Origin of the sequence: Vibrio syngnathi (assembly GCF_002119525.1) — a bacterium.
GTDB lineage: Bacteria > Pseudomonadota > Gammaproteobacteria > Enterobacterales > Vibrionaceae > Vibrio > Vibrio syngnathi.
Genome location: NZ_CP017917.1, coordinates 262247 through 278288, shown reverse-complemented (window position 1 = coordinate 278288; position 16042 = coordinate 262247). Strand labels below are relative to the sequence as shown.

At 42.0% G+C, this 16042-nt stretch carries 11 protein-coding genes; 3 read left to right on the top strand and 8 right to left on the bottom strand.

The annotated features are described in order from the left end of the window. Window positions 1–391 precede the first annotated feature (391 nt). The 7 genes from K08M4_RS16125 to K08M4_RS16095 form a co-directional block, all read right to left on the bottom strand. A complete protein-coding gene (locus K08M4_RS16125; RefSeq protein WP_086050615.1) occupies window positions 392–3445 on the bottom strand; it encodes an efflux RND transporter permease subunit in 3054 nt (1017 codons plus the stop codon). After that, a complete protein-coding gene (locus tag K08M4_RS16120; protein ID WP_086050614.1) occupies window positions 3445–4536 on the bottom strand; it encodes an efflux RND transporter periplasmic adaptor subunit in 1092 nt (363 codons plus the stop codon). The genes K08M4_RS16125 and K08M4_RS16120 overlap by 1 nt, the downstream gene beginning before the upstream one ends. 116 nt (window positions 4537–4652) lie before the next feature. Next, window positions 4653–6452 carry a mechanosensitive ion channel family protein gene (locus K08M4_RS16115; protein ID WP_086050613.1) on the bottom strand — a complete coding sequence of 600 codons (1800 nt, stop codon included), beginning with the start codon at window positions 6450–6452 and terminating at the stop codon, window positions 4653–4655. Window positions 6453–7122: 670 nt separating this feature from the next. Beyond that, window positions 7123–7806, bottom strand: a complete 684-nt coding sequence (locus tag K08M4_RS16110; protein WP_086050612.1) for a hypothetical protein — start codon at window positions 7804–7806, stop codon at window positions 7123–7125. A gap of 376 nt (window positions 7807–8182) precedes the next feature. Further along, a complete protein-coding gene (gene secF / locus K08M4_RS16105) occupies window positions 8183–9127 on the bottom strand; it encodes a protein translocase subunit SecF (protein ID WP_157665755.1) in 945 nt (314 codons plus the stop codon). Continuing rightward, a complete protein-coding gene (gene secD, locus K08M4_RS16100) occupies window positions 9114–10874 on the bottom strand; it encodes a protein translocase subunit SecD (protein WP_198299346.1) in 1761 nt (586 codons plus the stop codon). The genes secF and secD overlap by 14 nt, the downstream gene beginning before the upstream one ends. A 10-nt stretch (window positions 10875–10884) precedes the next feature. Next, a complete protein-coding gene (locus tag K08M4_RS16095) occupies window positions 10885–11226 on the bottom strand; it encodes a DUF1214 domain-containing protein (RefSeq protein ID WP_157665754.1) in 342 nt (113 codons plus the stop codon). Window positions 11227–11630: 404 nt separating this feature from the next. On the opposite strand from K08M4_RS16095, the gene K08M4_RS16090 reads away from it, so the two are divergent. After that, entirely contained in the window at window positions 11631–11993 is a 363-nt protein-coding gene (locus K08M4_RS16090) for a hypothetical protein (protein ID WP_086050608.1), read from the top strand. 50 nt (window positions 11994–12043) lie between these two features. Here the strand turns inward: K08M4_RS16090 and K08M4_RS16085 are convergent, their stop codons facing one another. Beyond that, entirely contained in the window at window positions 12044–12832 is a 789-nt protein-coding gene (locus tag K08M4_RS16085) for an AraC family transcriptional regulator (protein ID WP_086050607.1), read from the bottom strand. Between the two features lie 98 nt (window positions 12833–12930). Here K08M4_RS16085 and K08M4_RS16080 point away from each other — a divergent pair, with 98 nt between their 5' ends. Both K08M4_RS16080 and K08M4_RS16075 read left to right on the top strand, forming a co-directional pair. Continuing rightward, window positions 12931–13824: a DMT family transporter gene (locus K08M4_RS16080; RefSeq protein ID WP_086050606.1), complete on the top strand. Its 894-nt coding sequence runs from the start codon at window positions 12931–12933 to the stop codon at window positions 13822–13824. Between the two features lie 746 nt (window positions 13825–14570). After that, a complete protein-coding gene (locus tag K08M4_RS16075) occupies window positions 14571–15893 on the top strand; it encodes an IS4-like element ISVbsp1 family transposase (protein ID WP_086049053.1) in 1323 nt (440 codons plus the stop codon). Window positions 15894–16042: the final 149 nt, after the last annotated feature.

Genomic DNA, 16042 nt, shown 5'->3' with positions numbered 1-16042 from the left:
CCCTCAAGATACCCACACATTTTCTAATCGCTCTACTTGATCTTCGTTCTTCTATGTAAGTGCTCCACTGATCCAGTAAACATTGAACCAGTAAACATTGACGGACTAGTAAACATTGGCTCCTTCAACGAACATCTGCTTAGGTTTTCCTCACAAAGATTCGATAGCAAGGTATGGACGTTTTAAGGCTGTCACACAGGTGGTTTTCTAACTAACTCAGACAATTGATACATTGATAACAACACGTATCTTTGGTCGAATTTGAGTACTAAATCGTTCATTTTTCTAGCTAATACAAACGAAAAAGCTGATACCAACATTGTTAGCATCAGCTTTATCTTGAACAACTCTGGACGTTCTTTCCTAATGAGAAGTATTGAACATTGAGGTGTTAACGATAGCTTACTCGATACAGCAAGGCATAAATCACAGGCAGCACCACTAATGTTAGTAACGTAGCAAACCCAAGCCCGAATATAATGGTCACCGCCATCGACTGGAAGAAGGCATCAAATACCAACGGGATCATACCTAACATGGTAGTAATTGCCGCCATGCACACAGGTCGAACACGACTCACACTCGCATCCACAATCGCACGGTTAAGGTTTGAACCTTGGTCGGTTTCGATATTGATTTGCTCCACCAGCACAATACCATTCTTCACAATCATGCCTGATAAGCTCAATAGCCCTAGTAATGCAGTGAACGAGAACGGAATATTCATTAATAGTAAGCCCGCACTCACACCGATCAATGCCAGAGGTACCGTCAACCAAATCGCCAAAGGCTGACGAATAGTGTTAAATAACAATACCGTAATCAAGAACATGATCAGGTATCCCATTGGCAATGAACCCATTAGGTTGTTGGTAGCCTTTTGCTGACTTTCATATTCACCGCCCCACTCAAAATGATAGCCTTGAGGGAGTTCAATCGCTTCGATTTGAGGAGCGACCAAACGGCGTAAAGACTCAGCCGTATCATCACCAAATGGCGTCACATCGGCCATAACGGAAATCACGCGTTTAAAGTTACGACGAACAATTAGAGAGTCTTCCGTCGTTAAATTAAAGTCGGAAACGACCTGTGTTATTGGGATATAACGACTTTGATCTTGGCTCCACACTTGTAGCTCAGGTAATCTGTCGATATCAAAACGTTCTTCATCTGGCGCGCGTATCACAATCGGCATGATATGACTGCCATCTCTGAACAAGCCAATCTGCTCACCATTTAAATTGCGTAACAAGGTTCTATCAAGATCACTCTTGGTTATCCCAACTCGCCTTGCTGCTGCACCATCAAGTTGCGGTTCAAGCACTTGAGTTTTTTCTCGCCATGAGTGACGAACTGCGGTTGCTTTTGGCTCATTACGCATGATCTCACTCGCTTGAGCAGCAAGTTGTCTCAACACCAGTGGATCCGCACCATAAAAGCGTGCTTCTACTTTAGCGGCAGGTGCAGGGCCCAAATCCATTAACTTAAACTTAAAATCAATATCCGGATGTAGACTTTCAAGTCTTGCTTTCATCTGGGGTAACATCGTTTCGATCGCGGCTAAATCTTTCGCTTCAACAATCAATTGTCCGTAACTGCTGTATGATTTTTCAGGTGCATACGTCAGAATAAATCGCTGAGCACCCGAACCTACGACGGTCGTGACATTATGAACGTCATTAAACCCGCTCACGGTACGTTCAATTTGCTCTAGGCGTTGTTCTGTTTCACGAACGTCTGTGCCTTGTTGCAGCCATACATCCACATAGAAAATTGGCGTATTAGATGGCGGGAAAAAGGCTTGTTTTACAGAACCAAACCCGATCACAGCAGAAATAAGCAAGACCAGAGTGATGACCATAGTCGCGATACGGTTTTTTAGTGCGGTATTAAGAACCGTGCGATACAGGGTAAATATCAACCCTCGATAAGGATCGATATGCTCTGACTCACCTTCGGCGATTTCTTCTTTAAACATCAGTTCGCAGAAGAACGCCGTTAACGTAATAGCAAGCACCCAACTTAGTAATAAAGAAATCGCTAATACTTGGAATAAAGACCCTAAGAAATCCCCCGTTGCGTCGGCAGACAAGCCAATCGGGGCAAATGCAATAATACCAATCAGTGTTGCACCAAGCAGGGGCCACTGGGTCTGTTTAACAACGGATTCAATGGCTTTACGTTTGGTCAATCCACGTTTCAGGCCGATTAAGACACCTTCAGTTATCACTATCGCATTATCAACCAACATTCCCAGTGCAATGATCAAAGCTCCAAGTGAAATGATTTGAATCTCAACGCCTAGAATACTCATTCCAATGAAGGTACCGAGGATAGTCAGTAATAAAATAGCCCCCATTAAAATGCCTGAACGCAAGCCCATCGCAAATAACAGCACGACAATAACAATCAATACCGCTTCGACTAGGCTCATCACAAAGTCAGATACCGATTTATCAACCGCATCGCCTTGGTCGTACACTTTGTTTAATTCAATGCCGATTGGGCGAGAAAAATCGAGTTCTGCCAATTTATTACTGACACGTTCACTCACATCAACCACATTGACGCTGTTCGCAAACGAGATCCCAAGAGAAATGGCTTGTTCACCATTGCTACGATACAAGGTATAAGCTTTATCCTGAAACTGACGGCTTACCTCTGCGATATCACCTAATTGGATCAGGTCATTGCTTCCCGGCGGGCTAAATTTAAATGACTTTAACGCTTCAATTTCATTAAACTCACCAGAGGAATGGATTCGGATCGATTGTCCATCAAGTAGCAAATCACCGCCGTTAGACACCATATTCTGATTTTGAATCAAACGAGAAAGCCAAGCAGGATCAAGATTCAACGTATTAAGATCTTGCTGGGCAATCTCAATCACAATGTGTTCAGAGACTAGCCCAGCCAAGTTAACCTTCTTTACCCCTTGAATGGAAAGAAGCTCACGCTGAAGATATTCACCGTAATTTTGCAGTTCGCGATAAGTGTATTCATCACTCGTAATGTTGTAGAGAATGCCATATACATCGCTAAAATCATCAATGACTTGCGATGGGTTCACTCCCGGCGGCATTCTAGGTTGAATATCATTCACCTTACGACGTAATTCATCCCATACCTGAGGTTGTTGTTCTGCTTGTATGGTTTCTTTTAATATCACCGCAATCTGAGACAGCCCTGCACTGGTAAAAGATTCGACATCTCTAACATATTCGAGCTGAGAAATCGCACGCTCAAGCGGTAAGGTGACCTCCTCCTCTACTTGCATTGCAGAGGCACCAGGGTACGTGGTGTTAACCATGGCTTGTGGAATAGGGAATGCTGGAAATTCCAATTGCCCTAAACCACGAAACGAAAGCACGCCGCCCACTAATAAGATGACAACCACTAGCCAACTTATGACTTTGTTTTTAATTGCGTAATTAGTCAGGTTCATTATAAACCTCGCTCACGAACAATAGGCGTGACTCTCATACCCTCTGACAATTGACTGACACCAGCACTCACCACATAGCTATTCTCAGATAAATTTCCAGAAACAATCGCTCCACGCGTCGACACGCCTTGAATGGTGATATCTAACGGAGAAACTAGCCCGTTCTGAAATACCCAGACTTGAGGTTGACCAATCAGGTCATTGTCTAAAATGGCGCTAGCAGGAACGACAAAACGTTGAGCACCTTGCTTATCGGCAATGATTTTATCGATATCAAGGTGTAACGTTGCTCCCATACCTGGATACACAGTATGGTTATCTTTTGGCGCGACCAGAGTAAAGGTCACTTCATAGCTTTGTGTTCCTACTGTTGCTTGCGTTTTATGCTGTTTATAAGTCACAGGGTATGAAACCGACGAGACGTTAAAAGTCGCTAAGGGCTGATAAGATGGGTCAATTCTTTTAGCATCCATCTGGCTAAGTACGTTCTCAGGTAACTGGATCGTGACATCAATCATTTCATGGTCTTGTAAAAGGACAATACCTTGGTGAGCTTGCACTTGTTGATGGTTTTCAATGTGAGTCGTTGCAATTCGACCACTGTAAGGCGCAGTAATGACGGTATCTTTCAACCTGTCTTGTGCAAGCTGTAAAGCCCCCTGTGCAACTTGAAGACGAGCTTGAATGCCATCAAACTCCGCTTGAGCCAATAGATTCTTTTTCATCATTTGGGTCGCTCGATCTAATTCCCTTTTGACTAAATCAAACTCCGATTTTTTCAATGTGACTTCAGTTTTAAAATCTCGCTGGTCAAGTCGAGCAATGACTTCGCCTTTTGTCACTCTTTGCGATGGCTTTAAGTTAAATTCCACGACTTCACCACCCACTCTAAAAGCGAGCTCGACTTCCTTCGACGCAGAAACTTTAGCAGGAAAACGTCTTATTTCTTGATGACCCACGGCTTGGACTTCAGTCAAACGAACAGGGCGAGGCGTATCTCCGATCAGTGGTGAGTCTTCGGTCGAACATCCTGTTGACATAAGTAAAACAGATAAAGAAAGAAGTATGCGCGAAGAACGAACACGAGGCATGGATATCTCCAAAGTAGCTTAAATATTTGACGCTACTTTGGAGTAAATAGAAGGTAAACACGATGAATTAGAGAAATTCAAATTAGCGATAATAGCCTTGGGTAAAATGTGTTCTTTTAACCATTAGCATTTGCTCGAACCGCTGAACTCTTTGCTGGATACATAATGCTGTCTTTAATCCCATCTTTAAATTCATAACTAAAGTCAGGAAATGGGTAGTTATTATTTTCTTGCCATTGCTTAACAGTTTCGGTCGCTTTCTCTTTTAGTTCCTCATCAATGGGTTTAAGTCCCTGCGTAAGTTGGTATTGATTAGAGAACGCCAACTGAGCACCTACGGCTTCAATTTGCTGCATCACAGAAAACATCACGTCCTCTTGAACTGCAAGAAACTCGTCATGGTCTTTGCATATAATATAAGCGAGTAAATCGATGTGTATCGCAAACTCACCGACACCCACAAACCTTGCCCTCACAGGATCTTCATCGAGTTTAGGGTGTTGTAATAGCAATCGCCTAATACCAACAACAAGGAGTTTCAGTTGGTCTTGAGTCAGCTCTGAACGTAACCTCAAACGGTGACTCATCCGGCGCTTGTCACGGCGTTCTAGATTATCAATTTCCATGTTGGCAAACTCGGAATTGGGAATAGTGATTAAAGAGCGTTCTAATGTTCTGATTCGCGTAGAACGTAGCCCTATGCTCTCAATCGTTCCTAAATTGTCACCATAGCGACAAAGCTCACCTATTTTAATTCCACCATCAGCATACAAGGTAAGCCCATTAATCACGTTTTCCAGCACCGGACGAATAGCGAGTGCCACCGCCAAACCACCAACGCCTAAACCAGTAACAATAGGGGAGATTGAAAAGCCCATGAAGTCGACCACATAGATGCCCAAAATAGCAATCGTGAGGCCGCCAAAAATACGCGCGAGCACCGTAATTAAAGAAGAGTCGACATACTTCCCTTCGTGCTTATTAAACACATACAGCTCAGCAAAGTAATTGAAGATGGTCATGATCAACCACGAAACGAAGAAAAACTGTCCAATCAGAAAAGAGGTAGACAAAAACTGGTAGATACCTCCGGTGATCCAGATTCCGTCATCAATCACCTTTCGGGTAATAAACAGTATAAAGACGACTCCAACGAGAGATAGCTGGCGGCCAATTTGCCATTTCAGCCCATTTCTATACCAATGTAAGTTCCAACGTTCGCCAAAAGAAAAACTTAACTTGATCATAAATCGACATAGTAAAAATACACTCACTAAGGCGAACCACTGCCAAAGAGGAATCGATGCGTACAAGGTATTAAAGCTTTCTGGTAAAGACTGAATCACTGAGATTGAAAACAGCGGGCCAGGGAGAATTAAAAATTCATGATATAAATCAACGTCATGCTCATTTTTCTTAGTGGACGTTGATATCAAACGATACCATTTAGATAAGCTGTTAACGGATGTGGCCGTAAATAGGTATTGTCCGACTTTCTCGCCACTCATCTGCTTAGAAATTAAGATGTCTGTGTTCGCAAGACGCCACTGGATCCCAGATTCACCTTCTATCGACGTAGTTTCTGAAGGGTGTAATTGAACATCTTCCCCTAACCTATTTAGAATTTCGTGCAGCAAAATGATTCTTTCCATCACGACTACGGTTCTACTGCGATTAGGAAGGTTTGACAAATCCATGGTACGAATTACTTGGGCATAAGCATGCTGAGCTTCAGGTAAATGGAGTTGTTCAAGCTGCCAATAATGGAGCACGTGCCCAGAATACGTAATAAAACCAGACAGGGTGCTATTGGGCGTTGAGGTATCTACGAAGCCGAGCTTGTCTTGACCGTGAACCAATGAACTAAACAAAAGAATTTGGGTTGAAAAGAAAAGAGTTAAAAGTCGAGTGACCATAATTGACCTTTGATTTAGTAGAGAGGATCTCTCTGGGTTCATACAGTTTTCACTGACGCCGCCAATAATAAGTAGCATAAATCAAGAATGGCTCTTGGCGACTTGAGTAACAATGAATTTCTCTAATTCATGTTTCACTTGAAGAAATCATGCGATAAATAGTCATCAAAAATTGATGGAGATAAACCATGAAATACTTCCCTCTTATTACCATTATTCTTGGTTATTTGATTTTCATGTCATTTTTAACGTTACGAATATCATCATAAGTATATTTCCTCCTTAACTGTCGCATAGCGGATTACTTCACTATGCGACTAAACTTCTCTTTGCAATTAAACTTATCTATGAAGACCATTTTCTTTAATCCATCCCTCCTATCAAAAACAAAAAACCACACATAACAATTACATAAGAAGACAAACCAAAATAAATGTATTTGAAGGGAACTTTTCCATAAAGAATCAATGGTTGAGCAGTTATATTTCCCATATATAGTCATACCTATTACTTAACATTTTCATTAAACGTTACGCTTAGCTAATAGTCAATTTAACTATCATTTGTTAGTTACTGGTTATTAGCTAAACATATTATTCATTAAGTAACTGTACACTTCAAAATCAATGTAAATACAGTCACCTAACAAAGGGGGATTTTTTGTGGGAGCTTAAAAGCTCATGTTGTAACTGATACCAGTATGGTGATCATTATTTTCATCGTAACGGTATGTTGTTTCAATAAACTGATTTGGTGCTAGTTTGAAACCTAAATTTGTTTCAATAGATAAATCACGGTAACTTTCTTTACCGCCGATCTTCTGTTTTTGATCGTTAAAGCTATAAGTGTATTCTGGTGTAACATCAAGCCAAACGACGCTTGTGAATGCGTAGGTCATGGTCAGTGCGGCATTAGCTAAATAACTTGTGTTTGTCGATAAGTCATTATTATTTAAGCCCAAACCAATTTTTGGCGAAAGGCTGAAATTAGAGTCAATAGAGGTTGTTTTTATCGCATTGATAAACACCGTGTGTGAGTTTTTGCTTGTATCGCGATAATCCGTATCCCAAAGGTAATCCAACTGAAGAGCGGCACCGCTATGACCATTTGCCAAGGTCGCAATAAAGTTATGTTGGTAGAAATCATTCGACCCAATGTACTCAAGCATGGCTGAACCATTGCTAAAATCCTGACTTGCAGCGATGCCTGCGGTAAACCCATCATTATCATAACCTAGATTTGCATAAGAGTACGTCGACACTGGGTTTGAAAAGTCGATATTCTGGGCTGCATTTAAAGCAGCTGAAAGAGTTAAAGGTAAAATAGCAGAGATAGTTAGTGCGATTTTTTTCACAATGTTAACCTTAATATTTAATGTTGACGTAATTGTACTTAACCAGCTATTGTTTACGACGAATTACAGAAATTCAAAATAGAGCTCACTGTAAATCATTAATAAAAACACATTCGATAGCATGAGCACACTACTATTTTAAATTTTTAAAACCATTCCAAACAGTCATCCATAGAAAGTCTAAAATATAAAGTCAATTTGGTACATTAGACGAGATTGATAAATACTTCCTTTAGAACAAAAAAGCTCCAATATAGGAGCCATAAGTTTTCAATTAGCTATAAACGATGAGCTATTAACTATTAACTATTAACTATTAACTATTAACTATTAACTATTAACTATGAACTATGAACTATGAACTATGAACTATGAACTATGAACTATGAATAGGATTACCGCCTTCATCTAACAAAGGATCTTTGGGCTTATAATGCTCAGAAGACAAGCCAATCATTTCCGGTATTGCGGTTCCAATCACCAGCGAAGACCAAGTACCCACAATAATCCCTGCAAACAATGCAAACGCAAACCCACTTAATGTGCCGCCTGCGATAAGGCCGATACTGCTTACTGTCAATAACGTCGTTCCAGATGTTACTAGAGTCCTAAACAACGACGCTCTTATCGCTTGATCCGTTGACTCACTGGTACTTTGATTCGGTCTACGCGTCAGGTACTCACGGATTCGATCTCCGATCACAATAGAGTCATTGAGTGAATACCCCACGACCGCAAGCAATGCCGCAAGAGCGGTGAGATTAAATTCAATCGAAAACACCACAAACAAGGCTAAAACCACCAGCACATCATGCAGTAGAGCAACAATAGCCCCCAGAGCTAATCGCCATTCAAAACGCACAGTTAAGTAAAACATAATGGCGATAGACGCAACAATCAGAGCCAAGCCACCTTGTTCAAATAATTGCTCACCGACTTGCGCACCAACAACCGAGCTCGACACTAGATTAAGGGGATGACCTAGTTCCAATTCCACGGCTCTCAACCACTGCAACAACTCCAACTCACCCGTTCCGCCGATAGGAAACTGTAACTGCCAAGTTTGGTACGTAACATCCGGCACCAGATTGGGTAACTCACCAAACACTGTATTCAAAGCTGACTGCATCGCTTCCAAAGTCACTGGAATATCTGCATTGACGACATGAGAGATACCACCGGTAAACTCAAGCCCAAGCGTGAAACCTTTGGTAGATATCAGGACAATTGATATAAACATCAACCCAAGTGAAACCAATAAACCGTTCCACCTTACTTTTGACCACTGAATATCAGCGACCAACTGGTTAAACTTTGTCATTCTCATACCCCCAAAGTTTTGTCATCCACATTTGGCTATAAAATAATCCCGTAAACATACTAGTCAACAGTCCAATCCCGAGTGTTATTGCAAAGCCCTTCACTGCACCATAACCAATCGCAAATAGAATAATCGCAGTGATCAATGACGTAAGGTTTGCGTCAATAATCGTACTTCTGGCCTCTTTATAACCTCTAGGTATCGCACTCGCTAGCGATCTTCCTGAGCGCATTTCTTCTTTGATTCGTTCGAAGACCAGTACATTTGTATCAACCGCCATCCCCATAGTTAGTACAAGTCCCGCAATCCCCGGTAAAGTAAGCGTTGCTCCCGGTATCAATGATAAGAAACCCACAATCATGACAATGTTGGTGATAAGCGCGGCACAAGCAATAACACCAAACCTTCGGTACAAAACAAGCATCGACACAAATGTCAGAGCCAAACCCACCAATACAGCAAGTAGACCTTTTTGAATGTTTTCTTCACCTAAGCTTGGACCAATCACTTGCTCATCAATAATGGTTACAGGTACGGTCAATGAGCCAGAACGTAAAATTAGCGCCAAGTCTTGTGCATCAGAAATTTGCCCGATACCCGTTATTCTAAAACGACTTCCTAATTGGCTTTGGATGGTAGCAATGTTTATCACTTCATGGCGTTGAACAAGTTGGTTGTTATGATCTTGATGATATTCGCTGTATAAGGTCGCCATAGGTTTACCGATGTTACTACGTGAGAAGTCAGACATTTTGCTGCCTCCCGCACTGCTCAACACTAGGTTCACTTCAGGTTGTCCAAACTCGCCAACCGATGCGGATGCACCAATAATGTACTCTCCCGTTAACACCGGCTGCCTAGACAGACGTACAGGTTCTCCATCACGCGTAGTATGAGTCTGTGCAGCTTGGCTTGAATCAACAACCGTATGAAAAGAGATCGTCGCCGTCGCACCAATAACACGCTTCGCAGCTTGAGGATCTTGAACGCCCGGAAGCTCTATCAATATACGGTCAGCCCCCTGACGCTGGGTGACGGCCTCAGTGATACCTAAACTTTCAATACGCTGGCGCATAATATTTAGGGTTTGCTGCATAGCGAGGCTTGCCTGCTCTTCTTTAATGCTTTCATCAAGCGTAAAACGTAATACGTTGTCGTTTACACTGATTTTCCATTCAGAAAACTGTGAACGCATGTGGTCGGTTACGCTTTGAATACTGTTTGAATCACGACTACTTAAATTAGTAATAATGACCGAGAATCCATTGTTATCTATGTCAGCAATTCGACTGCGAATCCCTTCTGCACGAGCCACGTGGCGAGCATTAGTCGATGTCGCTTCTACCAAACTTCTCACGCTATCATCTATTTCAACTTGCAGCATGAACTGCACGCCACCACGAAGATCTAATCCAAGGTTAATGGGTGTTAGCCCTACTTGGCTAAATAGCTGAGGTGCAGCACTGACGAATGAAAAATGAGAATGAGCTAACGGAAACGCCAATGACAATACCTGTTGCGCTTCTCGCTGTTCTTTTTTACTTTCAAAGATTAATGTAGTTTCGTCTTGTTGGTTCTCAACACCTAACGGAGTTATCTGATTTTTAACTAATATGCTTAGCAAAGGCTCAATGGGTAATGAACTATCAACGTGATTAAGAACCAATGCAGGCTTTTCGCCAAAAAAGCTCGGTATGGCGCTAATCAATAAGAGAATTAGCAGGAAATAGGCAAATATTTTTTTCATGTTCTCTACCCTATAAGTACACATACTTCACGAGATAAAAGCTACCTTCTGGGGCTTGTAACCAGTTAGTAGCGTTCACATCACCAGGTCGGTACTTCGAGATTTTGATAAGTAAGCTGCCATCGAGTTCTCGATGGAAATTCATATTGTCGATATTAGTAATCAATTGCTGACCACCATCTGCTATCTCGTCACTTTGTCCGTCAATAATAACAATCGACCACAAATCACTTTCGGCTTCTTCCTTTGTAATTCGATACGTCAGAGATTGATTATTACTGATTTTTTTGACATCACTCGTCGCTTCAATTTGAGGTTCACTGTCATAAATGAGCTTGGCTATTGCAGACACGTCCTCCAACATTGAGCTCGAAGACCATGCAAAACTTGAGAAAAAGCCACTTACGAGAAGAGAGAGTAACAAGAGGTATTTATTGATTTTTTTCATAGGGTTAACAACTGTGGATTGATGCTACTTAGATTCTTTTTTGAACCTATCTCCTTTGCCGCATTAAGTTTCCTTTCCTAGAAAACCATGAATGCGGTAATCATAAATAACCAACAGTGCCCTGAATATGGTTTACAGAAATTCAAATATGACTAGAGAGATTCACATTTGAATTTCTCTAATTCTTTGAGTCTTTAAGTGAAGTTAAGCAAACTCAATTCAAACGACATTGAGTTAAAAATTAACGTCTAATCCCAACTCAACATTTTCATTTTGGTTGATTATTTAAATCCCGAGGAATCGATAACATGAAATTCAATATTATTTATCTCAATGATCGACGCTATAAGATCTACGATATCGGAGAGGGCCAAAGTGTGATGTTTATTTTCCACAGAGAGAAAAGCATGTCCGATTTAGAAGATATTGTAAGATTGAAGCTAAAAAAGCACCAACGAGTAATCATCATCGATCTCAGTGATGATTTCCCTAGTGATATTTCAAAAGTGACTGAGGAAAATTGCCAAGCATTGATTGAAGATCTTCACCTACTTGCTGATATTTACTGGCTTGACGACGTAGCAGTAGAAAGCGATTACATTAACAAACCAATTATCGCAACGTTAACGACCCTGTTAGGTAACAGGTGCGTTGCTTTGACTACGTTATAATTGTGTCGAGAGGGAGGCTTGTCATGTTAGCCATACGAGAGCAGCACGGGTTACAACAAACGGTTCTTATACTGTTCTGGCGTTTGGTTCGCGTAACGTTTGAACATGGTGATAAAAGGGCTTGCTTGGTTATAACCCAATGTAAGAGCGACCTCTTTGACCGATTGGCCGTTTCTTAACAAGTCCATCGAGTAAAGGTAGCGCACTCGTAGCCGCCATTCTGTAAAGCTCATTCCGAGCTCCGTCTGGCAGTGGCGAGAAAGGGTTCTTTCCGTGGTGTGGACACGTTCAGCCCAATCTTTCAGCGTCACTTCATCGGTTGGGTTTTCTTCAACAGAAGCCAATATAGGCGCGAGGTACTTATTGTCGGTCGAAGGTAAAAAGTGGTGTTCAACCTCACGTTGCGCAAGTTGGTCAAGCAGTACCTGGACAAGCCTTTGATCTTGTTCGCTTTCCGCAACATTGATCCCACGATCGCGAAAATCATCGATGATAGAAGACACAATAGGTGTGATCTTTATAAGGCTGGTTTTATCTGGCAGATGTTGCGTTAGCTCTGAGGCGATATTTAGCGAGCAGTAGTCCAAAGGCTTACGGTTATAACTGCAATGCGTCACCCCGGCCGGTACCCAAATCGCCAAATGTGGTGGCGCTAGAAATCGAGTGCTTTCCGCTTCCATCTCTAATATACCGCCACTGATCAATTGAACCTGTCCCCATGAATGGCTATGAACTCGGGTTTCAGTGTTCGAAAGAAACGCTTCAAAATTCATAAATACGTTGGATGGTGCCTTATCAATTGATAAGGATGGGTGAAGGTTTCTGGAGTGTTTTTTCAAACTTGTCTTCCTATCGCGCCTGATGTCTTTCTAAAGATACTTGTAAGTATAACGACCTGTCAAACTAGCCGCATCAACTCATTTGCGACGGAATTCACATGTATTATCTCTTACCATTTTTTACAGTCTGTATCTGGGGCGCCAATGCAATCGTCAACAAGCTTGCTGCAAGCACCATAGAACCTAGCGCGATGAGTTTTTACCGTTGGTTTTTTGCGATGTTAATTCTCACGCCTTTCTGTATTCGCCCAGTAATGAAACAGTGGGCTGTCATTAAACCAAACCTATCAAAATTAGCGTTCCTCGGCTTTTTGGGCATGGTGTTGAACCAATCTCTAGGTTATTACGCGGGCTTAACCACAACCGCTTCTAACATGGCACTGATCACTTCTTTGGTTCCATTGATCAGTGTATTTTTAAGCGTCCCTCTGTTGCACAAGTCGATTTCTAGTTTGAGTATTGTTGGCGGTGTGTTGTCACTGTCAGGCTTAGCTCTGATGTTAGGTAAAGGCGACCCGTTATTCTTCATGCATCAAGAATTGACTCAAGGCGATGGCTATATGTTAATTGCGGCCTTTGTTTATGCTTCTTACTGTGTGTTATTGAAACGCTGGAAAATGCCAATCAGTAGCTGGGTGGTGATTTACATTCAGGGTCTGTTTGCTGTCGCGATGCTTACGCCACTTTGGCTTACCAGCGAACAGCTTTTACCACCGCAACAAGCGATCCCATTGATAGCTTACGCCGCGGTGGCCGCTTCAATTTTAGCGCCTTGGATGTGGGTGAAGGCGATTGACACGATTGGTGCTGACTCAAGCGCGATGTTTATGAATTTGATGCCAGTTATCGCGATTGTATTAGCTTCCACCTGGCTGGGCGAAAAGATTAACCCGTTCCACATCGTTGGTGGTGTGATGGTGATTTCCGGTGTCATCCTTGCTCAAATCAAAAGAAAACCAAGGCTTGAGGCTCCCTTACCTCAGCAAAACTAACCCCGCTTAACCTGCGACAATGCCCCATTCCATTCTCCACTCAGTACCTGCCTCGTTAGCAGGTACTGTTGTTTATTGTCGATTTCTCGATTCATGCTCTCTGATTCTATTTTTCGTTCACGAAGCTTTTAAGTACGCATAATAATGGTGTTTACTATTGCAATATCTCAGCAACTTCCGTTTAATGCACTAAGTACGGTTTAAGTGTTCAAAGCGTTAGAATAGCTCTCCAGAGAGCAGGTAACTGTTGCTCAAATCGCTCTCCTATGGTCACACGGCTCATGTAATCCAGGTCACTATGAGCCATTTAGAAAAGCTATAGCAACAAAAGAACCGTCTAGTTACTTTGGTTTATACAAAAGTGAATACTTTAAAATTGATACCAATTTAGTTTTAACACCTTAATTTCCCAATAAATACAGATTATTACTGCAAAATTCATTAAAAGAGTTTTCTAGCAATAATACGAAAGGAAATATCCACGCGAAGGTTCTATACTTTTCGAACAGAAAGTGAGCTTATAAGAAAACAATCAAAACTATCGTTTTGGGATTAATTAAGATACCATCACTTTTACTAAACCAGATAAGCGACGGTTAGTTGGCTAACTCAAAAAGATACCGATATGAGTACCACACGGCTTAGAAACACCTAGCATTCCGCTATAATGCCGATCGTTTAAGAAGACTTGAACGATCTTGCAGTTAGCAGATAATCCCCATCAACAACGTTGATGGGGATTTTTTATGCTTGAACAAGAATTAGCAATGGCACACGAGACCATTGAAGATGCCGACAATTATGAATCTGTCGTCGACGCCATTCAGATTGAGTGGATAGAACAAGCTCTTCTTGAAACCAATAAAGCGAGCATAAGACGACGCCGACTTCCCGCTCAGCAAGCTGTCTGGTTAGTTATTTGGATGGGGCTGCAACGCAACATGTCTATCAAAGAGGTATGCAGTTCATTAGACATTGCACTTCAGCCTAAACCTGAAGATAGCTGGTCTCGTGTTGCACCCAGTGTCCTAACTGATTCACGCCGACGTCTAGATGAGAGTCCGTTAGCGGCTCTGTTTCACACAACGGTAAAGGCTTGGAACGGAGATATCCTTCAACAAGACAAAGACTTAGAACTTAATGTTCTTGCTGTCGATGGAACAACATTTCGGTGCCAAGATTCCCCAGAGAACGCTGAAGAATTTGGGTTCATCTCCAAAAAATTGAAACCTTACCCTCAACTTCGTTTAGTCGCTTTGATGTCAACAGAAACTCGAATGATTATGGGGGCGGCTTTTGATGGTTGTCATGTCGGTGAAACGACCTTAGCTAAGCGCCTATTCAATGACATCCCCGCACACTCATTGACCTTATTTGATCGTTGTTATTTCTCGGCAGACCTTTTACTGTCCTGGCAAGAGAGTGCTGAAAATGCCCACTGGTTAATGCCTGCAAAACGTAAACTACGCTATGAAGTGTTGGAGAAATATGCGGAGAACGACATGCTTATCTCAATGCCTATCTCTCCTCAAGCTCAACGGCAGAATCCGAATCTACCCGCACGTTGGGAAGCCAGATTAGTCCTATATCAAGAGCCAAAAGGTGAGATAAAAGGTTTTATTACTTCACTTACAGACCCTAGCAAATACTCGCTAGAAAGCCTGCTGCGTATTTATTGGCAACGCTGGGAGATTGAAGAGGGTTATGGTGAAATTAAACAGACTCAACTTCAAAGTCACGTCACTTTACGAAGTCGTTTTTCTGCCGGTGTGAAGCAAGAGCTTTGGGGCGTATTACTTGCCTATAACTTAGTGCGATTAGAGATGGTTAAGATAGCTTCAGAAGCCGGGGTTCGAGCGACTAGGGTCAGTTTTACCGCCGCAATTAACCTTATTGATGCGCAATTACGTTGGTTAGCTTTAAGTCCAGACGGAACTTTACCTGTAAAACTGAAAAGGATGAGAGAAAGTTTGAGTCACTTCATTCTTCCAGATAAAAGAAAGGACCGAACGTTTCCACGTTCAGTCCTCTTTGTCCCAGCCAAATATCCGTTCAGATTCAAGCAGTAATGCTTATCCGAACGGCATTATAGCATTCCGCTAGGTGTTTTTTTTTGCAATCGACCCTTCGGCCAACTTGCTCGATAGAGTACTCCTCTGTTGGAGCGTCACGTCCACCTCCTTTAAACATCAATAGTCATCAGCTCGCCATCTGTTTG